This is a genomic window from Seleniivibrio woodruffii, from assembly GCF_004339245.1.
GTDB lineage: Bacteria > Chrysiogenota > Deferribacteres > Deferribacterales > Geovibrionaceae > Seleniivibrio > Seleniivibrio woodruffii.
Window position 1 is genome coordinate 1,238,391 of record NZ_SMGG01000003.1, and the last position, 21,787, is coordinate 1,260,177.

General features: G+C 48.8%; 18 protein-coding genes, 1 pseudogene and 1 CRISPR repeat array. Of the genes and pseudogenes, 12 read left to right on the forward strand and 7 right to left on the reverse strand.

All coding sequences use genetic code 11. The features are described from left to right. The first annotated feature begins 1 nt into the window (after window position 1). Window positions 2-154, forward strand: coding sequence for a hypothetical protein (locus C8D98_RS13725; protein ID WP_165871205.1), 153 nt, complete (start codon window positions 2-4; stop codon window positions 152-154). Between the two features lie 95 nt (window positions 155-249). Continuing rightward, the gene (locus C8D98_RS05905) at window positions 250-2,097 is read left to right on the forward strand and encodes a PAS domain-containing sensor histidine kinase (protein ID WP_165871206.1); all 1,848 of its coding nucleotides are present in this window, start codon (window positions 250-252) and stop codon (window positions 2,095-2,097) included. Here C8D98_RS05905 and C8D98_RS05910 read toward each other — a convergent pair. After that, window positions 2,088-2,687: a hypothetical protein gene (locus C8D98_RS05910; RefSeq protein WP_132872882.1), complete on the reverse strand. Its 600-nt coding sequence runs from the start codon at window positions 2,685-2,687 to the stop codon at window positions 2,088-2,090. The two genes, C8D98_RS05905 and C8D98_RS05910, sit on opposite strands and share 10 nt — an antisense overlap. 92 nt (window positions 2,688-2,779) lie before the next feature. Between C8D98_RS05910 and C8D98_RS05915 the strand changes: the two genes are divergently transcribed. Beyond that, window positions 2,780-2,995 (forward strand): hypothetical protein, encoded by a 216-nt coding sequence (locus C8D98_RS05915; RefSeq protein ID WP_132872884.1) that lies wholly within the window; start codon window positions 2,780-2,782, stop codon window positions 2,993-2,995. Here C8D98_RS05915 and C8D98_RS05925 read toward each other — a convergent pair. Then, window positions 2,990-5,722, reverse strand: a pseudogene (locus C8D98_RS05925) (cache domain-containing protein). The gene C8D98_RS05915 and the pseudogene C8D98_RS05925 sit on opposite strands and share 6 nt — an antisense overlap. A gap of 115 nt (window positions 5,723-5,837) precedes the next feature. Between C8D98_RS05925 and C8D98_RS05930 the strand changes: the two are divergent. The 3 genes from C8D98_RS05930 (at window position 5,838) to C8D98_RS05940 (ending at window position 9,240) form a co-directional block, all read left to right on the forward strand. Then, window positions 5,838-7,664, forward strand: a complete 1,827-nt coding sequence (locus tag C8D98_RS05930; RefSeq protein WP_132872888.1) for a PAS domain-containing sensor histidine kinase — start codon at window positions 5,838-5,840, stop codon at window positions 7,662-7,664. Between the two features lie 118 nt (window positions 7,665-7,782). Continuing rightward, complete coding sequence (rbr, locus tag C8D98_RS05935; RefSeq protein WP_132872889.1) at window positions 7,783-8,379, forward strand: rubrerythrin; 597 nt, start codon at window positions 7,783-7,785, stop codon at window positions 8,377-8,379. A 93-nt stretch (window positions 8,380-8,472) separates the two neighbouring features. Beyond that, on the forward strand, window positions 8,473-9,240 hold the full coding sequence (locus C8D98_RS05940) for an undecaprenyl-diphosphate phosphatase (RefSeq protein WP_132872891.1): 768 nt from the start codon (window positions 8,473-8,475) through the stop codon (window positions 9,238-9,240). A gap of 64 nt (window positions 9,241-9,304) precedes the next feature. Beyond that, window positions 9,305-10,652: direct repeats of the CRISPR family, unit length 28 nt; unit sequence TTTCTAAGCTGCCTGTGCGGCAGTGAAC. A 162-nt stretch (window positions 10,653-10,814) separates the two neighbouring features. Here C8D98_RS05940 and C8D98_RS05945 read toward each other — a convergent pair. Together C8D98_RS05945 and C8D98_RS05950 are read right to left on the reverse strand one after the other, a co-directional pair. Next, complete coding sequence (locus tag C8D98_RS05945) at window positions 10,815-10,931, reverse strand: desulfoferrodoxin (protein ID WP_132872893.1); 117 nt, start codon at window positions 10,929-10,931, stop codon at window positions 10,815-10,817. 125 nt (window positions 10,932-11,056) lie between these two features. Then, window positions 11,057-11,263, reverse strand: a complete 207-nt coding sequence (locus C8D98_RS05950; RefSeq protein WP_132872895.1) for a hypothetical protein — start codon at window positions 11,261-11,263, stop codon at window positions 11,057-11,059. Between the two features lie 298 nt (window positions 11,264-11,561). Between C8D98_RS05950 and C8D98_RS05955 the strand changes: the two genes are divergently transcribed. Genes C8D98_RS05955 through C8D98_RS05965 form a run of 3 tightly spaced genes read left to right on the forward strand, consistent with a single transcriptional unit; the run spans window position 11,562 to window position 14,850 of the window. Further along, entirely contained in the window at window positions 11,562-12,971 is a 1,410-nt protein-coding gene (locus C8D98_RS05955; RefSeq protein ID WP_132872897.1) for a sensor histidine kinase, read from the forward strand. Then, a complete protein-coding gene (locus C8D98_RS05960; RefSeq protein ID WP_132872899.1) occupies window positions 12,911-13,510 on the forward strand; it encodes a hypothetical protein in 600 nt (199 codons plus the stop codon). Before C8D98_RS05955 ends, C8D98_RS05960 begins: the two co-directional genes overlap by 61 nt. Then, the gene (locus C8D98_RS05965) at window positions 13,510-14,850 is read left to right on the forward strand and encodes a sigma-54-dependent transcriptional regulator (protein ID WP_132872901.1); all 1,341 of its coding nucleotides are present in this window, start codon (window positions 13,510-13,512) and stop codon (window positions 14,848-14,850) included. Before C8D98_RS05960 ends, C8D98_RS05965 begins: the two co-directional genes overlap by 1 nt. Window positions 14,851-14,925: 75 nt before the next feature. Here C8D98_RS05965 and C8D98_RS05970 read toward each other — a convergent pair whose 3' ends face one another. The 3 genes from C8D98_RS05970 to C8D98_RS05980 form a co-directional block, all read right to left on the reverse strand. Further along, a complete protein-coding gene (locus C8D98_RS05970; protein ID WP_132872903.1) occupies window positions 14,926-15,174 on the reverse strand; it encodes a hypothetical protein in 249 nt (82 codons plus the stop codon). A 164-nt stretch (window positions 15,175-15,338) separates the two neighbouring features. Next, the gene (locus C8D98_RS05975; RefSeq protein ID WP_132872905.1) at window positions 15,339-16,673 is read right to left on the reverse strand and encodes a sigma-54-dependent transcriptional regulator; all 1,335 of its coding nucleotides are present in this window, start codon (window positions 16,671-16,673) and stop codon (window positions 15,339-15,341) included. Next, window positions 16,648-18,564, reverse strand: coding sequence for a sensor histidine kinase (locus tag C8D98_RS05980; RefSeq protein ID WP_132872907.1), 1,917 nt, complete (start codon window positions 18,562-18,564; stop codon window positions 16,648-16,650). The genes C8D98_RS05975 and C8D98_RS05980 overlap by 26 nt, the downstream gene beginning before the upstream one ends. Window positions 18,565-18,670: 106 nt before the next feature. On the opposite strand from C8D98_RS05980, the gene C8D98_RS05985 reads away from it, so the two are divergent. The 3 genes from C8D98_RS05985 to C8D98_RS05995 all read left to right on the forward strand — a co-directional run bounded on the left by C8D98_RS05985 (window position 18,671) and on the right by C8D98_RS05995 (window position 21,690). Beyond that, the gene (locus tag C8D98_RS05985) at window positions 18,671-19,273 is read left to right on the forward strand and encodes a class I SAM-dependent DNA methyltransferase (protein ID WP_132872909.1); all 603 of its coding nucleotides are present in this window, start codon (window positions 18,671-18,673) and stop codon (window positions 19,271-19,273) included. Further along, complete coding sequence (locus C8D98_RS05990) at window positions 19,266-20,513, forward strand: BaiN/RdsA family NAD(P)/FAD-dependent oxidoreductase (protein WP_132872911.1); 1,248 nt, start codon at window positions 19,266-19,268, stop codon at window positions 20,511-20,513. Before C8D98_RS05985 ends, C8D98_RS05990 begins: the two co-directional genes overlap by 8 nt. A gap of 91 nt (window positions 20,514-20,604) precedes the next feature. Beyond that, window positions 20,605-21,690 (forward strand): branched-chain amino acid aminotransferase, encoded by a 1,086-nt coding sequence (locus C8D98_RS05995; RefSeq protein WP_132872913.1) that lies wholly within the window; start codon window positions 20,605-20,607, stop codon window positions 21,688-21,690. The last annotated feature ends 97 nt before the right edge of the window (window positions 21,691-21,787 follow it).

A 21,787-nucleotide genomic window follows, 5' to 3' on the forward strand; every position in this document is an offset into this window, starting at 1 on the left:
TATGAAACAGTTTTTCGTTGTGTTTGGCGGAGTGTTCGTTGCTGTGGCGTTTTTTTCGCTGGTGCTTTTCATGCGGCGGAAAAAAAGCTCGTGCAGATGCGGGCAGGGACACTGCCAGACAGGCACCAAATGCGACTCGGATACGGATAAATAAAGGGAGCTTCGACTCCCTTTTATGTGTTAATATTTCACATATGCGTAAATATCTTATGTTGCGAAATACAGTAAATGTGAGATATGATTGTGAATATGACAAAACATCACCATGATTCGCTTCTTCTGCGGGTTTCTGGCAGAGCACCCTTCGATAAGGTTCTCTGGGCTTCGGACGGTGTCCGCAGAATGATGTATCACAATCCTGTTGGCAAGACCGTTTCCGAGGTTTTCGGCGGTTATGTTTATGCCGAATGCGGAGAATCACGCACGGGTCAGCTTGTCAAAATCGATAACAGTCATTACATTCTCACCTTTACAGATATAGGTTTCGATTCATGCCTCCTTGCCGCTTTGTATCCTGTCTCAGGTTCCGTTGCGGTGAGACAGGAAGACTCGGTCTCGCAGCTGGACGAAGAGGTGCGCAAGAAAACTCTGGCGCTTAACCAGGCCGTCAGCGACCTTGAACTCCACAGAAAAAAACTCAGCCAGACAAACCAGATATCAGGAGCCGGAAACTTTGAGTACTTAAGCGACCAGAAATGTCTGGTGCTGACTCCTGATGCATGTAGGGTGCTCGGCGTTGAGGACAAGAACTGCGTTATCAGCATTGACGACATCTGCGGCAAGATGAAGGAGAACAAATTCCGTCAGCTCTGCGAAACCATCGCCGGAGTCACAGAGAACACAAAACTTGAGACGGAGATAACCTTTACCGACGACCACGGAACGGACAGGCATCTGCGGGTGGTTATGAAAAAACTGTCCCCCACAACCTGTGTTCTGGACGGCGTTTTTCACGACATTACATTCAGAAAGAATGCGGAAAAGGAACTGCGCAGGCAGGAATCATTCTACCGCACGCTATACAATAAAGCCAACATCGGCATTTTTACAATGGATGCGGAGGGGAATATCCTCGACTGCAACGAACACTGTCTGACGCTTTCCGGTTATACAGCAGAAGAGCTGAAAAACAGAAAAGCATCGGAAATACTCATCCTGCCGGAAGACAGGGAGCGTATTTCCGCTGTTTTCTATAACCTGCTGGACACTATTGAAAAATCAGGTTCGGTGGATTTCAGGATACGCACCAAACAGGGAAGCATCATCGATGTCCTCATGAGCTTCGAGGCCATAACAGGCGAAGGCGGAGAGGTGAGGATATTCTGCTTCATAAGCGACATCACTCACTATAAGCAGGTTCAGCAGAAGAACATAGAGCAGGAGCGCATGCTCCTTCAGCAGTCCAAAATGGCCACCATGGGCGAAATGGTGGGCATCATAGCCCATCAGTGGGTTCAGCCTCTCAACGCAATCTCCATGATAGCCCAGATGCTTCAGGAGCTTCTGGAGGTTGACGCTGAATCGGAGAAACTGGTGCGCAAGACAGTGGCCAGCATAAACGAACAGATAGAATTTATGACCGCTACCATAAACGATTTCAGGGATTTCCTGAAACCCTCCTGCAGGGCGGGCAATTTCAGTATTTTAAGAGCTGTTAACGATGTTCTCCAGCTTTTCAGGCCTCAGCTGAAATATCACAAGATAAAATGCGGACTCTATCCCGAAGACGAGACGCTGAAAGAAGTTCTGGTTTTCGGATATGAGAACGAGTTCAAAAACGTTGTGCTCAACCTGCTGACGAATGCCAGAGACGCCATTGAGGCCAACAACTCCGACGACGGCGAGATTGATATTGTGATCGGCAGGCGCAACGATCGGGTTCTTCTGTCGGTGATAGACAACGGCGGCGGAATAAGCAGTGATATGGTCGGAAAGATATTTTCCGCCTATGCCTCGACAAAGGGCGAAAAGGGCACAGGGCTCGGACTGTATATGAGCAAGCTCATAATAACCGAGCGGATGAAAGGCACAATATTCGCCGAGAACACAGGTTTCGGCGCAAAGATAACCATCTCTCTGGGAATCGTTCAGGCGTAGGATTTCTCCGGCTGCCTGTTCAGGTATTCAATATACCCGTCCATCTTCTCCATTGTTCTGTCATAGGTCTGGTGCGTTATGTCGGGCGTATTCTCGCCGAACAGTCCTTTCACTGATTCATAGCCTTTGGTTATGGCGTCCTTAGCCTCTTTCAGCTTTTCAATGTCGTTGCCCGAAAGCTTTCTGGCAAGTTCGAACAGCCTGTCCGATGTCTTTTCAACTCCGTAATATCCGTCCTCGCCGAGCATCTCTTCGGCTTTTTTAGCCACGTCCTGCGTGGGTTCGCCGCTTATCTCTATTGAAACCGAAAGAACCCTGATGCTTGCGGAATATTGAAATGACTGGTCTTTCAGGTTGTCTGCCGTACGTCTTGAAATAATATCCATCAGGTTTGATGCAGACCTGTAGAGGTGCTCCTCCACAGGAGAGAGGGCACTTCTGCCGCTGTATGCCGACTGGTCGTTTCCGGTCTTAATCTCTATGCTGTCGTAGTTAACACTTACGTTCGAAGCTGTTCTGCTTCCGTTTGAGCCGGACTGTTTTGCGCTGTATTGTAATTCAGCGGATTTTACATTAATGTTGATATACATAGTCTCAACTCCGGATGTTTCGGTTATATGTGCAAATCGACCTGTTCCGGTTTTGCTTAAGATAATTGTGTTTTCATTGTGGAGAGGGTTTGATGCTTAAAAAGCTGGATTATACCGTTCTTATTGTTCTGGCTCTGTTTCTGGGGCTTGCGCCCTTCACTCCGGAGCCTCATGTGGCTGAGAAGCTGAGGATGCTGTCTGAAGGAACTCTGAAACGGCCGATAGATATATTCGACCTGTTCTTTCATCTCGCTCCTGTGCTGCTGATAGTTCTTAAGTTTGCGCTGGGCAGGCGCAGAGTATCATAGCTTGTTGTCGGGTTTCGGTTTGGGGGTCGGTTCCGGTTTGCCGAAGAAATATCCCTGTGCAAAATCCACGCCCAGTTCCTTCGCCTTTTCCGCAGAGGCCTTGTCGGCTATGAACTCCCCGATGGTCTTCATATGCATTTTCTGCGCGTAGCTGGTTATTGAACGCACTATGTCCGATGCTCTTTCGTCCTTGGTGATGAGCTTTATGATGCTCGCATCAATTTTGATGTAGTCAGCCTACACCTTCAGCAGATAATCGAAGTTTGAATATCCTGAACCGAAGTCGTCAATGGCTATCTTTGTTCCGTTGCGTTTGAATCTTGAGATGATGCCCACGATGTTCTCGTCCGCAGTGAGCCTTTCGGTTTCGACTATCTCTATCACCATGCGGTCGAGCACGTTTGCCTCTTTAGCATAGTTGAATATCTCGTCGATGGTTTCGGCATTCTGAAGGTCTTCGGCGGAGAGGTTTATTGAAAACTCGCTCTTCATCATGCGGAAGATGTCTATGGATTTTTTGACAACGGCCAGAGTCAGTCGGGGATACAGCCTTGTCTGCTTGCTTATTTCAAGGAAACTGGCGGGTGATATCACCGAACCGTCTTCACCGATGATGCGCATTAGGCATTCGTATTTTTTGATATAGTTGTCCGCATAGGAGTATATGGGCTGGAAGAAGGGGACTATCCTGTCCTTTTCCACAGCCTCGTTCAGCATCTTCATTACCTTTATGTTCTGTTCGTAAATTTCAAAGTTGCTTGTTATGTTCGGGTCGAACACTTTGTATGACTTATTTTCGAACTTCGCCTGCTGCATAGCTATGTCGGCCTTGGCCATTATTTCGTCCGAGCCGCCGGCAAAGCCCATTCTGCATGTAACCATCACCTCTTTGCCCTCTATCACGAAAGAATCCTTCACAATCTCTCCGGAGGCGGCCACAACCATGGGTATGAACTCTTCCATATCCATGTATGGAGCCAGAAGGGCGAAAACGTCGGAGTGGAGACGGTATATCTCAAAGTTTTTCATTGTGGAGTTGGCGATCATCCTTTTTGCGAAATAGGTGAGCAGTTCATCCCCCATCCGCATGCCGTAAAGCTCGTTTATCTCGTGGAACCTGTCTATGTCGATGACTGCCAGACAGGGCATTTTTGAATTGTCGATATCCTGTTCCAGCTTATATCTGTTGCCAAGTCCGGTGAGCCTGTCCACGCTGAAAACGTTCTGGAGCTTCTCCCTGTTCTCGATGACCTCGGTAACATCCTGGCTGCACGACGTATACTGCACTATGCGGCCCTTTTCGTCCTTAATGGGGATAATGGTCACATTGTGGTAGTAGTGGGTTCCGTCGGGTCTGAGGTTCTTTATGATGCCTTTGAATATCTTCCCTCTGGCGATGGTTTTCCAGAGTTCGGCAAAGTATTCTGACGGAGTGTCGGGATGGCGCATTATGTTGTGTTTCTGCCCTATCAGCTGTTCACGGGTGTAGCCGCTGATATTGCAGAACTGATCGTTAACGTAGGTCATCACTCCTCTGGGGTCGGTCATGCTGACAACGGAGCTTTCATCCATTATGAATTTATACTGCTTAAGGTCGTTCAGAATAACGGCCTCCTTGTCCTCAACCTCACGCATCCTGCGGAAGATATATGCGGACATGGCCACCGAACAGATGAACAGAAAACCTATCAGATAAATGTTTGAAACGAGTTCACTGCGGGTGGTCTTCATCAGAGCCGCTTTTTCAGCTTTAATCATTTCATTCAGAGAAACGTAGTAGAAACCTGTGCCGACTATCCATTTCCAGTCCGGAATATAGCCGATGTAGGTGGTTTTTTCGGTGTAGCCCTGTTTGTCGGGCAGTTCCCACTTATAGGACAGATAACCGCCGCCCTGTTTTTGAGCCATCTCCACAGCTTCAATGAGGATTCTGCGGCCGTCGCCGGAGCGAACCTCTTTAACATCGGCAGAGGAGAACTTGGGATCCGGATGGAAAATATTTTCGTAGTCGGAGGTTATCACCCAGAAATATCCGGTGTTGTCCAGACCGAACCTGTCGGTGCGCAGGGTTTCCAGTATGTCCTCTTTGGCTATGTCCTCCAGTTCGTCCAGATATACTCCTGATGCTATCATAAGCTGGGTCTGGGGGTTGTATCTCGCATAGGCTATCTTTTTGTAGAGGGCGCCGTGGCCGTCGGGTTTAACGAAGTCATATTCTCCGTAGGCTTCGCCCTTTTCGTATGCGGTTTTAATGAATTTTGCAAATTCGTTTTTGTTTACCAGCTTAAGGGCGTTCATTCCCTCGAACTTGGTGTTTCCACCGTGGCTGAGAACTTTTCCGTCCTTGTCCAGAACGTAGTAGTATCCGGTCTTAAATTCCCATTTTATGGAGTGTACGAACGATTCCAGAGATTTTCTTATGGCCGCCTGAGATGCGCCGGAACGGTACATTCCGGAGACGAATGAATCGGCTGAGTTTACTCTGTCTCTTACAGAAACCCTCGCCTGAGTGTAGACTTCTTCCTTTTCAAGCTCTATTCTGGCTGTTAGACGCTCTATCTCGGTGCGGATAAGTTCTTTCTGTCTGAGAATGTAGTTTTTTTTGAGTTCCTGCTCGGAGTTGCTTATATGCTTGTTTGACAGGGCTGTGAGGTTATACAGCAGTGCCGCAGAAAAAATAACCGCAACAGATATTGCGGTGAGGAAAGTTACTGTGGACAGTCTCATTTTCACGCCCTTAATAGTTAACCTACAATATCATATAATATATTAAACTTCAATAATTCCAATCGTTATTTAAATGTGCTAGATTTATGTAATATGCAAAATTGTGGAACGATAAATGGATACTAATTTAGAGCTGCTCAGAAAAATGAGGATAGCCGGAGCCTATGCGGATGCCGGTTTGAAGGTTCTTTCAAAAAACAGCCTTTTTGATGAATACTTTCAGGGGGCGGAGTTTATTCTGCCCGCATCATATTTTCTCGGCAATGTGCCGGATTTCTTTTCTGTGGTCAGGGGGGAGCGTGAGGCGCTGTCTGCAAACACGTCGCTGATGGTTAACGGCAGAAAGCAGGTTTTTGCGCTTAAACTGTTCATGGATAAAGACAGCAGGTTTCTTTTTACAGCGCACAACCTCACTGTTGAGGGTAATTCGGAGCTGAACCTTTACGGTTCGGATGAGCCCTTTATTCCTAAATATCTGCACAATTCGGCTCCGATGCTTATCATCGATGCCGGACAGAGCGGACGCATACTGGATGCAAACGATGCTGCATGCAGTTTTTACGGCTATACAAAGTCGGAGATGGAGTCTCTGACAGTCGACCAGATAAACACCCTTGGCCCAGAGGCAATCAAGAAGGAGATGTCTCTGGCTGTGCTCTCAAAGAGAAACTATTTCAACTTTAAGCACAGGCTGAAAAACGGCACTGTTAAGGATGTCGAGGTTTATTCAAGCGCCGTTCCCATAAAAGGCAAGACACTGCTTTTCTCAATTGTCATAGATGCTTCGGAAAAAAAGATGTACGAAGTTCTTCTGGCGGATCTGAACGCCAGAATCAACGAGCGGGTGGAAGCCGAAAAAATGTCGTGCATAGTTACGACATCTAAATATCAGAACCTTTTCGAAATGAGTCAGGATGCGGTCATCATCATGGAAATGGACGAAAACGGCAAGCTGAACTTTGCGGATGTTAACAGGGCGGCCTGTTCCCTGTTCGGCTACTCAAAAGAGGAGCTGATGAAAAAACGCTCCCGTGAGCTTGTCTATGATGATGAGGAGTTCAAGGAATATCTCCAGAGGCAGAGGCTTGCTCTGGACAGCATCGGAGTTCACGAAGGCAGACTCAAGATAGTGCGTGCGGACGGAAAGATACTCACGGCAGAGATAATGGTGCGGCAGAACTTTATGCTGGGAAAACCGGTTGTTATTGCCGTTGTAAGGGATATAACAGAGCGGCTGAACCGCGAGAAAGAGCTGATGGAAAAGGATATGCTTGTGATTCAGCAGAAGAGGATGGTCGAGATGGGAGGTCTGCTCTCCGCCGCCGTCCACCAGATGAAACAGCCGCTTACAGCTATCTCTCTGGTTGCCGAAGTCATGACGTCGGAGCCGGAGAACCTGGAAGAGAGCAGGGAGATTCTGAAAACTCAGGTGCAGTACCTGAACGAAACCCTTACCGAATTCAGAAACTATTTCAGCTCCGCACAGGAAAATTCTGTTTTTCATCTTGTGGAACAGGTAGATAAGGTCATCAATATTGCCAAGCCTCTGCTGGCGGTCAACGGAATAACCGTTAATGTTTCAGGGGATGAAAACCTTACCATATATGGGCTTTCGGGTGACTTTAAGCAGATAATGATGAATCTGGTGATGAACTCCGTCGATGTTATCAGGGAACGGGGAATCAATAACGGAGCCATCGATATAAACGTTTTCAGAAGCGGGAATCATGCCGTAGTGAACTTCTCCGACAACGGGGGCGGAATTGAAGAATCCCTCCTGCCGGACGAAATTTTCAAACCGTTCTTTTCTACCAAAGGGGACAAGGGAACAGGAATAGGCCTTTCCATAGTCCGCAGCATGGCGGAGAAGATGGGCGGACACGTTAAAGCGGAAAACAGCCTCTCCGGCGCAGTATTTACTTTGGCTTTAAATTTAACGTGATATAATTCAGTATAAGATTAACCGGAAGATTGAGATAATAAAAATTATTAAAAGATTTATATTGTATTCTGGGATTTTTATGCTATAATCCAAAAAAATAAAACACAGGAGGACAGAAATGTCAAAATCATTGAAAGGTACTCAGACACTTGAAAATCTTGTTAAGGCTTTCGCCGGTGAATCTCAGGCCCGCGGCAGATACACAATGTACGCTGCTCAGGCTCGCAAAGAGGGATACCGTCAGATAGAGAACATCTTCCTTGAAACTGCGGACAACGAAAGAGTCCACGCAAAACGCTTCTTCGATTATGCAAACGACCTGCTCGGCAGCGAAATTCCCATGATGGTGAACATCAACGCAGCCTATCCCGTTGCATATGCTCAGACTCTGGACAACCTCAAGTTTGCAGCCGACGGCGAACATGAAGAGTGGGAGATCCTTTACCCCGCATTCGCAAAGATAGCTAAAGAGGAAGGCTTCCCTCAGGTTGAAACTCTCTTCACAAAAATCGCAGCCATCGAAGCTCATCACGAAGCAAGATACCGCACACTGGCAAAAAACATTGCCGACGGCCTTGTTTTCAAAAAGGGCGCAACTGTGGCATGGAAATGTCTTGTCTGCGGACACGTTCACGAAGGTCTGGAAGCTCCCGCTGTGTGCCCCACCTGCGTGCACAAACAGGAGCACTTCGAACTTCTGGTTGTTAACTACTAAGTCAAAAGGGCGGGCAGAAATGTCCGCCTTTTTTTTAATGCATTTCCATCAATTTAGGTCTATCATCGCTGAAAATTTTTTTTCGGTGATTAAATGGATATCCTTCATGTAATAGTTCTCAGCATAGTCGAAGGTCTCACAGAATTTCTTCCCATATCTTCCACAGGACACATGATCGCCGCAGCGGAGTTTATGAAACTCCCGCAGACAACCGCCGTTGAGGCTTTCGAGGTGATCATCCAGCTTGGGGCTATCCTTGCCGTTGCTGTTGACTATAAAAGTAAATTCACCAGAGAGTATATTCCGCTCTGGTTCTATATAATCCTGTCGTTCATCCCCGTGGGGTTCGCAGGTCTTCTGTTCCACGAACAGGTCAAAGCTCTTTTTTCGGTAAAGGTTGTCGCTGTCATGCTTATCGTCGGCGGGGTACTTTTTATCATAGCAGAGCTTATCTATAGGAGAATGACCGTTAAAGTCCATTCCATTGAGCAGTTGGGATTCAGAAATATTCTGATAGCAGGGCTTTCGCAGATTCTGGCTCTGATTCCCGGAACGAGCAGAGCCGGTGTTGTTATTCTGGGTGCTATGTTTTCCGGAGCAGGCAGAAAAGCCAGCACAGAGCTTTCATTCCTCATGGCGCTTCCCGTAATGACCGCCGCCGCAGGTTTCGACCTGCTGAAAAACTTCCATGAGCTGAAAGCCGTTGGGTTCTCATACCTCGGACTGGGATTTGTGATAGCTTTTATTTCGGCTTATGCCTCAATACGATTTTTCATAAAATTCGTCAGAAGCCACACCTTCATCGGTTTCGGGGTCTACCGCATCATCTTCGGCGTGCTTCTTCTGTATCTTTTCGGATAACAGGATATCAGCCTCCTTTAATAAATGAGGGCTGGGGTGGATTTGTTTTACCTGATCAGAGATATTCTTATGCTACCTATGCGGCAGTGAACATGTTGAACTTAAATGCGCAAAAAACCACGGATTTCTAAGCTGCCTGTGCGGCAGTGAACTCCTGCGGTCAGTTCGACAGAACTTTACTGCGTTTCTAAGCTGCCTGTGCGGCAGTGAACGGTTCGCATGCCCGCCGTTCGTCGTGACTCTCTTTCTAAGCTGCCTGTGCGGCAGTGAACGTTACAGCAGGAATTTCATAAACTCCCTCGGTTTTCTAAGCTGCCCGTGCGGCAGTGAACAGCCTACTGAGATTGGGTCAAACGCCCCAGCTTTTCTAAGCTGCCTGTGCGGCAGTGAACGCAAACAGTTGAGTAAGAGAAAACGAAGTTCTTTTCTAAGCTGCCTGTGCGGCAGTGAACTAACCGTTGGCACACTCCGCACTCATAAAGATTTTCTAAGCTGCCTGTGCGGCAGTGAACAGGCATAGCCCTCTCTGTTCCGCTCATTCGGTTTTCTAAGCTGCCTGTGCGGCAGTGAACAAACGGCGACAACGCCGCAAAAATAGTTTAAATTTCTAAGCTGCCTGTGCGGCAGTGAACCAGGTTCGGGGATGACCTCGCCGCCGTCAATATTTCTAAGCTGCCTGTGCGGCAGTGAACGAGAGAATGTCAGGCAAACTCATTTTCCTGATTTTCTAAGCTGCCTGTGCGGCAGTGAACTACATTGTATGTGTTTGGCATGGATAATGATATTTCTAAGCTGCCTGTGCGGCAGTGAACATGAGGTTGTTAAAGACATGAGAACCGGCGCATTTCTAAGCTGCCTGTGCGGCAGTGAACCGCTATTCTCTGCGGGCAAGCGACCCGCAAGATTTCTAAGCTGCCTGTGCGGCAGTGAACGAAGAGTATCTGAAGGAGCAGTAGGAACATATTTTCTAAGCTGCCTGTGCGGCAGTGAACCATTATTTGCTGAATCGTATGTATATCCGGATTTTCTAAGCTGCCTGTGCGGCAGTGAACTCTGATGAGTGGCTGAAGGCTATGGTGCTGAATTTCTAAGCTGCCTGTGCGGCAGTGAACGGTATCGGTGTTGCTTCGCTCGGCATCACAATTTTCTAAGCTGCCTGTGCGGCAGTGAACCTTACACACCTGACAATCTTCTCATAGCATCATTTCTAAGCTGCCTGTGCGGCAGTGAACCACTGAACTTTCTAAGAAACTGATTTACTTGTTTTCTAAGCTGCCTGTGCGGCAGTGAACACATGGAGATAAACGCAGAAATCATTCCGGTTTTTCTAAGCTGCCTGTGCGGCAGTGAACCGCAAGCCCTTCCTCTTCGCAGACTTTTTGAATTTCTAAGCTGCCTGTGCGGCAGTGAACTAGAGGCAAAGTTGCTTAATAACATTATACACAAAGATTATTAGCTTTTATAAGTGAAAAACCTAAATTTTCAGGCCGATTATAAATGTTTGTAAAATAGATAGAAAAATATTAACAAAAAAATAGGGTCAAATAAACGGATCAAAGAATAGTCGGGTTTAATTACATTTTTGTCATTTTGACCATACAGCACATAAGCGCACCGCTGCCGCCGTTTTCAACCTTAACAACCGCATTGCAGACCTTGCAAACATATTTTTCGCCTGTTTTCGTTGCCATTTTTGTCCTCCGACGAATTTTTTATTCCGAAGTTTAACACTATTCTGAATATTTTGCTATGAATGAAAGGGAGCAGAGCTGATAGGGAGGGCAGAGGTCTGAAGCAGACCTCTGCCATTGGCGTGTTAGTTGGCTGCTTTAACAGGTTGAGCGGGCTGTTCGGCAGCCTTTTCAGGTTGTGTCGCATCTGTTGCTTTTTCTGTTTTAACTTCTTTAACTGCTTCTTTCTGGGGAGCTTTTTCTGCGGGAGCTTTAGCCGCATCAGCTGCCATGGCTGAAACAGAGGCCATCATAAGAATTCCTGCAAAAGCGATTGCGATAAGTTTTTTCATATCCGACTCCTTAAGTTTTGTTGCTCATTTAAAAGCAGATATGATGCCAAAAGATATTTTTAGCTAAGATGCTTATACATAAGCTAAAGTTTGGCGGTGCTCAAACGGGTGATTAAGTAAATATGCAGGTGTTTTCATACATAAAAATAAGAAGCTTTTACTATTAGAGATTTAAACTGTAGGGATTTTCCTTCATGGGAAACAAGGTGCAAAATCCTGAATTTACTTTATTTATGTGATGTTTATTTTTGACTTCTTAGATATTGTGCCTGTTTTTTTATGATGCTACACTTTCCTTATGAGAATTAACGGTGTTTTCGGAAGGCTTCTGGCGGCCAATCTTGCAGTGCTTATCTTTTTGTCTGTTTTCATGTCATACATAATCCATAAGTCACGTCACCTTAACACTTTGCTGGAGCAGGTGAATTCTGTTGAACTTCCGGTGATAGAGCGGGTGGACAGATTAAGCGGAGCTGTGCAGAAGCAGGCGGAGTTCAGAGAGAAGTATGTAATATCCGGGGATGTTGATTTTCTGGAGCGCCACAGAGACTATCGCTCCGAGGCGCTGTCTTTGATATCCGCTCTGGACGGGCTGATAAGCGACATTGACAAGGACAGGGCTTTTCAGGAGCTTGAGTCGGCCTATTCTGCATTTAATGCGGAGAACGAGAGATATATTGCCGCCAGAGGAAGAACAGCCGAGGTTCCTTCATATGCAGGCGTTTCGCAGTCCCTTACAAAGCTGAGAGGACTGGCGGCGGGGAAAAGGAAGGAGAGTCTTGAGCTGTCGGGGGTTCTTGCAGGGCAGATGAGGACTGCGTCACTGGTTTTCGTTCTGTCCGGCGGCGTTCTGGTGGTTCTGTTGGCTTTCGTTAATACGAAGAGCATAGTCAGTCCCATCCGCAAGCTGAGAGACAGCACCCATCAGGTGGCGAAGGGTGTTTATCCTGAAAATATCGACTCCGGCGGACCTGTGGAGATAAGCGGGCTGGCGGATGATTTCAGGGTGATGGTGGAAAGGCTGCGAGAGAGTGATGAGCTTCGCACCGAGTTTATAGGCAACGTGTCCCATGAGCTTCGGACTCCGCTGACATCGATCCGTGAGGCTTCGACCATGCTGAGAGAGGATTATTTCAAGGCCGACCGTGACAGCTCGGAGAAGCTACTGGACATAATAAGCACCGAAAGCGACAGAATGATCAATTCGGTGAACAACATACTGGAAATAACCCGTCTGGATATCGCTCAGGCGGTGTATGAGTTTGAGGATGCGGATATAGGCAGGATAGCCGAGGCCGCAATTCAGAACACTGCGCCCATAGCGGCCAGACGCAACATAAGCGTGATATCGGCAATAGACGCATCTGCAAAGGCCGACAGGGAAAAGCTGGCGGTGGTGTTCGTAAACCTTATCGGCAATGCGCTGAAATATTCCGGTGAGGCTACGACCGTAAGGCTGTCGGCGGAGAGGATCGGCGACAGGCTGAGGGTTTGCGTAGCCGACGAGGGAGCCGGCATTGCGCAGGAAGAGCTTGGTCTGATATTTGAAAGATACAGACTGGGGAGCAACCGCAGCTTTGAATATAAAGGTTCGGGGCTGGGGCTTGCGATATGCAGAAAAATTATTGAAAAACACGGAGGCCGGATATGGGCGGAAAGCGGACAGGGACAGGGGAGCAGATTTTATTTTACGCTGCCCCTCTGCTGATACTGCTTCTGAGCGGGTGCGCACTGCATGATGCGCAGGAGAGAGCATTTTCGGCACAGCTTAGAAACGGGGATGCAGAGCAGGCTCGGCAGGTGCTCGACAGGTCGGACAGAATAATCGACGACAAGGCTCTTTTCGGCTATATTCTGCTCTTTTCGGACGGAGCGTCCCCACAGTATGACCCGCATATGGCGCAGGTATATCTCGACCGGATAACGGCGATATACCCTGAAAGTCCCTACACGGGATATGCCGCTCAGGCTGTCAGGCTGATGAAGCGGGCGGATTCAGCCGAACGGGAAAGGGCGGAGCTGAACGATAAACTGTTGCAGGTCAGAAAGGCAATGGCGGATCAGGCGGCGGCGAATGCGGAGAGTTTAAAGGCTCTGGATGAGGCCGAGAAGCGGCTGGCGGCGGAAAACAGGGAACTTAATGACAGGCTGAAGGCTCTAAGCAGGGAGAATGAAAAACTGCGGAGTCAGCAGGAACGGATGAAAGAGATCGACCTGAACGGCGGCAGAAAGGGGCTGGGACACTGATGGCAAAAGTTTTGATAGTCGATGATGACATTAGTCTGCTTGAAATATTGCGGATGAGGTTTCAGAGCTGCGGCTTTACTCCCCATGCGGCACAGAGCGCAGGAGAGGCGCTGGCGATGCTTAAGAGCGATGTTTTCGATGCGGCGGTTTTCGACATGCGGCTTGGGTCGGAAACCGGACTTGAACTCCTGCGGGAAGCGCATGCCATAGACAGCGGTCTCCCTGTGATATTTCTCACCGCCTACGGAACCATAAACGATGCTGTTGAGGCGATGAAACAGGGGGCGTACAGCTACCTCACAAAGCCTTTTGACCATAGAGAGCTGATAGAAAAGGTTGCCGATGCCGTTGAGAGGTGCAGTCACTCAAGACGGATTCTTAGGGTCAACGATGATGATTCGCCCGTAGCGGTGACGATAATAGGCTGTTCCGAGAAGACCCGCAGGGTGCGTGAGCGGATTGCGGCGGCGGGGCAGAGCGATGCCAACGTTTTTATATACGGCGAGAGCGGAACAGGGAAAGAGCTGGCGGCCAGAATGCTCCATGCGGTAAGCCCAAGACACAAAGCACCATTTGTGGCCATGAACTCCGCTGCCATACCCGAATCGCTGATGGAGAGCGAGCTTTTCGGCCACGAGAAGGGAGCTTTCACAGGGGCGGACAGGCGCAAAAGAGGCTTTTTTGAACAGGCGCAGGGCGGAACGGTGTTTATGGATGAGATATCGGAGATGCCCCTTGCCATGCAGACAAAGCTTCTGCGTGTGCTTGAGAACAGGGAAGTTTCGCCGCTGGGCAGTGAAAAGGTGCTGAAGCTCGACATTCGGGTGGTCAGCGCATCGAACAAAAATCTTCTGGAAAAGATTGAGAACAAGGAGTTCCGTGCAGACCTGTTTTACAGGATACACGTTGTCAGGATAGAGCTTCCTCCCCTTCGGGACAGGCGGGAGGATATCCCGCTTCTGTGCGCTCACTTTCTGAATAAATATACTCATCGCTACGGCAGAGACGGCAAAGTGATTTCCGGGGATGCCATGGACAGGATGATGTCATACGACTGGCCGGGCAATGTCCGTGAGCTTGAAAACGTTATAGAGTGCGCCGTGGTGATGTCCCCTGCGGATGTTATAAAGGCCGAAAGCATTAAGTTTGCGCAGAATCAGGACAGTTTCGCACAGGTATACAGAGAGGCCAAAAGGCAGTTTGAAGAGGTTTTTCTCCGACAGCTGATGGAGCGCACAAAGGGGAACATAAGCAAGGCTTCGAAACTGTCGGATATCTACAGAGCCGACCTGTACGACCTTTTGAAAAAGCATTCCATAGACCCTGCCGATTTCAGATAATTAAAACGCCGCTCCCGTTGTTCGGTTGCGGCGTTACCCGGAAAATTACGGAAGTCGGATGATGCGTTGTTGGCGTTATTTCATCATTTTTTTAGCTGATTCGCATTTCTGCATTTCTTCTTTGGTCAGCATTGTTTTAGCGGGATTTTTTGCGTATTCCTCGCATTTTTTCATCTCTGCCGGAGTCATTTTCATCATTTCTTTTTTAACAGCAGGTGCTGCGGGAGAAGATGACATGTCTGTCATAGAGTCTGCCGCCAGCGCTGCGCCTGACATCATAAGTATTGCTACGAAGACTGATGCAAAAAGAGCTGTTTTTCTCATGGTTGACCTCCTGAGTCAATGTTGTGATGTTGGTATATCCGCAACGCTGATGCCAGTTTTGATGTGTTTGGTAAGTTGTTTGATTCCAATGATTTATGGTTGTGGAGAGTTTGGGGCGGCAAGTTAATATCCGGTAAGTTTCTTACCGGCAGGTAAGAAACTTATCAGTCTGCGTCGTCTATTCCGTATTCTTCAAGTTTTTTTCTGAGGGTCAGCCGGCTGAGTCCCAGAATCTGTGCGGCTTTGGTCTTGTTGTTGTCAGACATTGAGTACACGGCGAGGATATGCTGTTTCTCAACATCTTTAAGGGGGAGCATGCGGCAGGTCTCCGCCTGAACAACTGCGGTGTTGCGGGGTTTGATGCAGAGTTCGGGCATTGTTCCGAAAAGAGCCGTCCGCTCCATTATGTTTCTAAGCTCCCGAACGTTTCCCGGCCAGCCGTAGTTCAGGACGGTCTGAATGTCATGCTGTGAGAGTGTCATGGGCGGTTTGTTCATCTTGCGTCTGTATCTGTCCAGATAATACTGAGCCAGCTCGACACTGTCTTCGCCCCTTGCGGCCAGAGGCGGAATTTTCAGATTGACCACATTAAGCCTGAAGAAAAGGTCTTCACGGAATTTTCCTTCCTTAACAAGCTCTTCCAGATCTCTGTGGGTAGCCGTTATGATACGCACGTTGACCTTTGTCTCCCTTGTTGCGCCCAGTTTGTAAAAGGTTCCGTTCTCCAGAAATCTCAGCAGTTTGACCTGAGTTGTCATTGGCAGATCGCCTATTTCGTCCATGAACAGCGTGCCGCCGGAAGCCATCTCGATAAGCCCTTTTTTACTCTTTCTGGCATCGGTGAAGGCTCCCTGCTCATAGCCGAAAAGTTCCGATTCAACAAGCTGTTCCGGCAGTCCGGCGGAGTTGATGCTCATGAACGGGCGTTCCTTTCTGGGTGAAAGCCTGTGTATGGCCTCGGCCACCAGTTCCTTCCCTGTTCCGGTCTCGCCTGATATCAGCACACGGGTTTCGTCCGACTGTGCGGCCAGAGTTATCTGCTGTTTGAGTTTCTGCATGATCTCCGAACTGCCCACAATGGCATCCAGAGAGGATTTATTCTTCATGGCGTTTATTGCGCCCAGATTCTGTTTTGCGAGTTTAAGGGAAAGAGCGTTGTTCACACAGAGGTGGAGGTCTTCCAGTTCGAACGGCTTGTTAACATAGTCGAATGCGCCCATCTTAAGGGTTTTAACGGCCATTTGAACTTCGGGAAAGGCTGTGACGACGATTGCCTCCGTTCCGCCGGGCGAGTTTTTCAGAAGGGGCAGCAGGTCTGTTCCTTCGCCGTCGGGCAGGCTGACATCCAGTATCGCCACATCAAAATCCTCGTACATCAGTGCGTTCTTTGCGCTGGCAAAGGTGTTCGTCAGTGTCGTTTCATACTCTTTCGAAAATGACCGCACAAGGGATTTTCCCAGCAGAAGGTCGTCTTCAACTATCAGAATCTTGCTTTTCATTGTTTATACTCTTAATGGATATTTCTGTTCTGAGGCCAATGGCCGTGTTTTCGGCGTGTATCTTCCATCCGGCGGATTTTATGATATCGTTCACGATGGCAAGCCCCAGCCCTGTCCCGCCCTGCCTTGTGGTGTAGAAGGGTTTGAACATTTTTTCAGGCTCTTTTGCCCCGCCGCCGGAATCTGTTATCGAGAGGGTGTAGCCACCTGCGGTCTGTCTGAGGATTATGTCTATTATGCCGCCGCCCTTTTCTGTGAGCGCCTGAACTGAGTTGAGCAGAATATTGAACACGACCTGCCTCAGTTGCATCTCATCGCATACCACAATTCCGTCTGCGGCGGAAAGATTAACTGCTATGCCGTTGCGTTCCGTCTCCTTTTCAAGGGTGGTGACGACTTCCGTAAGCACGTCCGCAATTCGTACCGGCTTATATTCCGCCTCCGGTTTGCGGCCGAACTTCGTCACTGATTTCAGAAATGCGGAGAGCTTGTCCACCTGCGAGATGATAAGTCCGATGAATTCCTTCTCCTCCGGTTCCTGAATCTCAGCTCGAAGCACTTCCAGACTGGTCTTCATGGCCGCCAGCGGATTGCCTATCTCGTGTGCCATGGCGGCGGATATCATACCCAGCGATGCCAGTCTGTCAGCATGCATCAACTGTTCCTGAATGTCTCTGAGCTGTTTCTGATATTCCAGTTCCTTTTCCGTCATTCCGGCCAGTTCGTCCACCTGTTCGGCTATTCTGGTTTCCAGATTTTTGTTCAGGTGTTCCAGTTCCAGAGTGCTTTTTTTCAGCCCCAGCGCAGTGGTGCGGATGGCATGGCCGATGTCGTCCAACTCGTTTATCCCCGTCTCCTGAAATTTTTTATCCGGAGCATCGGTAATGAAACCCACAACGTGCCTGACCTTGCGTATCAGGTTTGCGGACACTGCCAGAGTGAACAGCAGAACCAGAATGAATACAGCGCAAAGGCTTATCAGATAAGGCCGCATGGTTGCAAATACCGCAGAGTTTATCTCTTTGTCCGATTCGTAGATCCCCACATACCAGAGGTTGCTCCCCTCAACGTTGTCAAACTTAATGGGCATGACGGACAGATATCCGTTCTTAACTCTTTTCTGGCTGATGTTCAGCCCGCCCAGAATGGAATCAGCCGATATGCCGAAACGTGTCATGATCTCTTCTCTGGCGTATTCCTTAAAACTTCTTCCGTCATAGCTTATATATCTGCCTGAGGAGTTTATGAGCATTGCCTTTGTGGGTTTTGAGCCTGCCATGGGCAGGATGTTTTTGAATATATAATTGCCGTCAAGGTTTATAAGGAGGATGCCGAGGGTTCTGCCGCCGTGTTCAACCTTTATGCCTATTCTGGCCACCAGTCTGCGGGTGTGTTCTCTGTCGACGTTGGGATCGAGCCCCGAAACATAGACATATTTATCCGGTGTCTGAATGGCCTGACGGAAATAGTATTTTCCCGACATACTTTGCAGGTCGCTCTGTTTTGTTCTGGAGAGGCCTTTCGATGCCCTGTTCAGGCGTATCTGCTCCATGCCGTGTTCATCTATGAATTTAATCTGGAGAAATTCGGGGTGCCTCATCATTATTCCGCTGAACTCCTGAACAAGTTCGTCGGGGTTTTTGTTGATTATGAACTTGCGGAAGCTTTCGTGGGCTTCCACCACAGAAAGTTCCGTTGCAGATGCCACCAGAATGCGGTCTATAAGGCTGTCCACCATTGAAAACTGCTCGTCTATCATGTTCTGCGACGAAAGCAGTGCCGACTGTTTTGCAGAAAAATAGACGCTTGCCGAAAGCAGCAGGGTCGGAATCAGAGCAGTAATAAGAAATGCAGGAACCAGCCTGCCGGTTATGGATTTGAAAATTTTCATTCTTTATCTCTGTCCCAATTATACTCTTTTTCCTGCTCCTGACTATTATTTATTGATGTTGGACAGACAGCCGAAATAGGGTATAGTTCCACGAAAAGGAGATGCCATGTTTGATCCGGATGTTACCGGCAGAAATTACGACAAGATCGCCCAATGGTGGCATGAACAGCACGCCGCTTCTGAGTATGGACTTTTGGCGCTCAGGCGTGCCATGGGGTTCTGCAAAAACACAAAAACTGCGCTGGATGTGGGGTGCGGAGCCGGAGGGCGGTTTGTGCGGACCATGGAATCCGGCGGTTTCTGGGTGACCGGCGTTGACGTTTCCTGCGAAATGGTTAAACTGGCGAAAAAGGCCAATCCGGAGCACACTTTTATCCATGCTGACATCTGCACATGGGAAACGGACGAAAAGTTTGACCTGATAACGGCGTGGGACAGTATTTTTCATCTGCCGCTGGCAATGCACGAACCCGTTCTTAAAAAACTTTGTGACATGCTGAAACCTGACGGTGTGCTTATGTACACCTTCGGCGATGCCGAGGGCGAGCATACGGACACATGGCACAACGAGCAGTATTACTACAGCTCTGTGGGCATAAAAGGAAATATAGAGATACTCGGCAACTGTGGTCTGACTCCGGTTCATCTGGAGCTTGACCAGTTCCCGCTGAACCATGCGGTAATAATAGGATGTAAACGCAATGTATGACGTTATAGTAATAGGCGGAGGCCCTGCGGGGCTTATGGCGGCGGGTTTTGCGGCGCAGAGCGGAGCGAAGGTTCTGGTGGCGGAGAAGATGGTCACCTGCGGACGGAAACTGCTCATAAGCGGAAGCGGAAGATGCAACATCACCAATACATTAAAAGATACTAAACAGCTGACGGATAAATTCGGGAAGAACGGAAAATTTCTGTATCAGGCCATAAATGCGTTCAAAACTGCGGACGTTGTTGCCTTTTTCAACTCAAGAGGGCTTAAAACCTCAGTCGAAAAGAACTTTAAGGTTTTTCCGGCGGGCGAGGCCGGCTCGGCGGACGTTCTGCGGGTTCTCATGGGCTTTGCGGCAACGAACGGCGTGGAGTTCTCCGTTAACGCTCCCGTGACAAAGATAAACACAGAAAACGGCTCGGTGGTTTCTGTTGCATTAGGCGGCAAAGAGATAAAATGCAGGTGCGCAGTGATAGCCTGTGGCGGAAAGTCCTATCCCAAAACAGGTTCCGCAGGTGAGGGCTATGCACTGGCGGCGGATCTGGGGCACTCCATTGTGGAACCCCGTCCGGTTCTTGTGCCTGCCTATGCCGGGGATGCGTGGATCAAGGACGTTCAGGGTGTCAGCCTGAGAGATATCGGTCTGCGGCTTGTCTCCGGAGGCAAAGTTCCGGCGGAGGCGAAGGGCGATCTGGTGTTCACCGATTCCGGAGCATCGGGGCCTGCAATATACGACATCACCCGTTCTGAGTTCGACAGAAATGCGGAAAACACTCTGACAATAGACCTTGTGCCAGACAAGACGGCTCAGGAGCTTGATGCACTGCTTGAAGAATCCGCACGGATAAACAATAAAAAAGTGATAAAAAATATTGTGGACGAGTATATTACGTCCTCTCTGGTTCCAGCACTGTTCTCTGTTTCCGGCATCGACCCCATGCTGAAAACGTCAAATCTGTCCAAAAAGGACAGAAAACTCCTGGTTTCACTGATAAAAGGTTTACCGATGACCGGAGTCACCTTCGGCGGTTTCGAACGGGCGGTGGTTACGGCGGGCGGAGTCAGCCTGAAAGAAATAGACGGCAGGACAATGAGTTCCATGCTTGTAAGCGGGCTTTACTTCGCAGGCGAAGTGATGGATCTGGACGCTCCCACAGGCGGATTTAACCTTCAGATGTGCTGGAGCACGGGCAGGCTGGCGGGTTTATCCTGTGCCGAATATGCCAAAAAGAAAATATAAGCATTTTCTCCTTTACTATCTGCATGCGTAGGGAGTATATTCTCATGCACGACACCCCTTATCGTGACGATAGGGGCTTTGGAGGAATCTGATGGAAATATCATCCAAACTGCTTCCCGAAAGTGAGAGGAAGTATTCGCAAATCGCAAATCTCAAATCCCTTCCCTTCGGCCTGTACCGCACAGACCACATGTTCCTTGTGGACTTTAAGGACGGCGAATGGAGAAACCCCAGAATTGTGCCCTACGGCCCCATCGAAATGATGCCCGGCGCCGTGTCTCTGCACTACGGTCAGACTATTTTCGAAGGCGCAAAAGCCTTTAAACACGCTGACGGCGAGATTTACGCTTTCCGAGTGGATGAGAACGCAAAAAGAATGAACGTTTCCGCAAATCTTGTCTGCATGCAGACCATAGATGAAAATCTTCAGGTTGAGGCGGCACTGCGCCTTATGGATGTCGACCGCAAATGGTGTCCGGATATGCCCGAATCATCGCTGTATATCCGTCCCTTCATGTTTGCAACCGAGGACGCACTGGGCATCCGTCCCAGCCTTGAGTTCAAGTACTGCATAATGCTTTCGCCCAGCGGCCCCTACTATGCGGGCGGATTCAACCACGGCGTCAGACTGCTCATCACCGACAGATATCACAGAGCGGTTTCAGGCGGAACGGGTGCATCCAAAACAGGCGGAAACTACACAGCCTCTCTCAAACCCGGAATGGTGGCTAAGGAATGCGGCGCAAGTCAGGTGCTTTATCTTGACTCATCAAACACATACATCGAGGAAGCGGGCGCAATGAACCACTTCCACATAACAAAGGACGGCACGGTGGTTATCCCCGAGTTCACCGACTCCATCCTCCGCTCCATAACTTCCATCTCCATGCTGGAACTGCTCCCCTCGCTGGGATACAAAGTCCGTCAGGAGAAGATAGCCATCAAGGAATTTGTTGAGCAGGTAAAAAGCGGAGACATCATTGAGGCGGGCGGATTCGGCACTGCGGCTGTCGTTTCACCCGTTAACGAATATATCTTCGACGACGGCGAGATAATCAAAGTAGGCAACGGCGAGATAGGCGAAAACACCAGAAAGATATACGAAGCCTACACCGCAATCCAGAAAGGCACTGCGCCGGATAAGTTCGGCTGGCTTAAAAAAGTACCCAGATACTGATAAAAATTCATAGATCGCCGCGTCGCTTGCGCTCCTCGCGAAGACGAACAGTCGTCTCTGCGAGGGCGAAGCCCGTGGCAGTCTCTTTTCTTAGCCA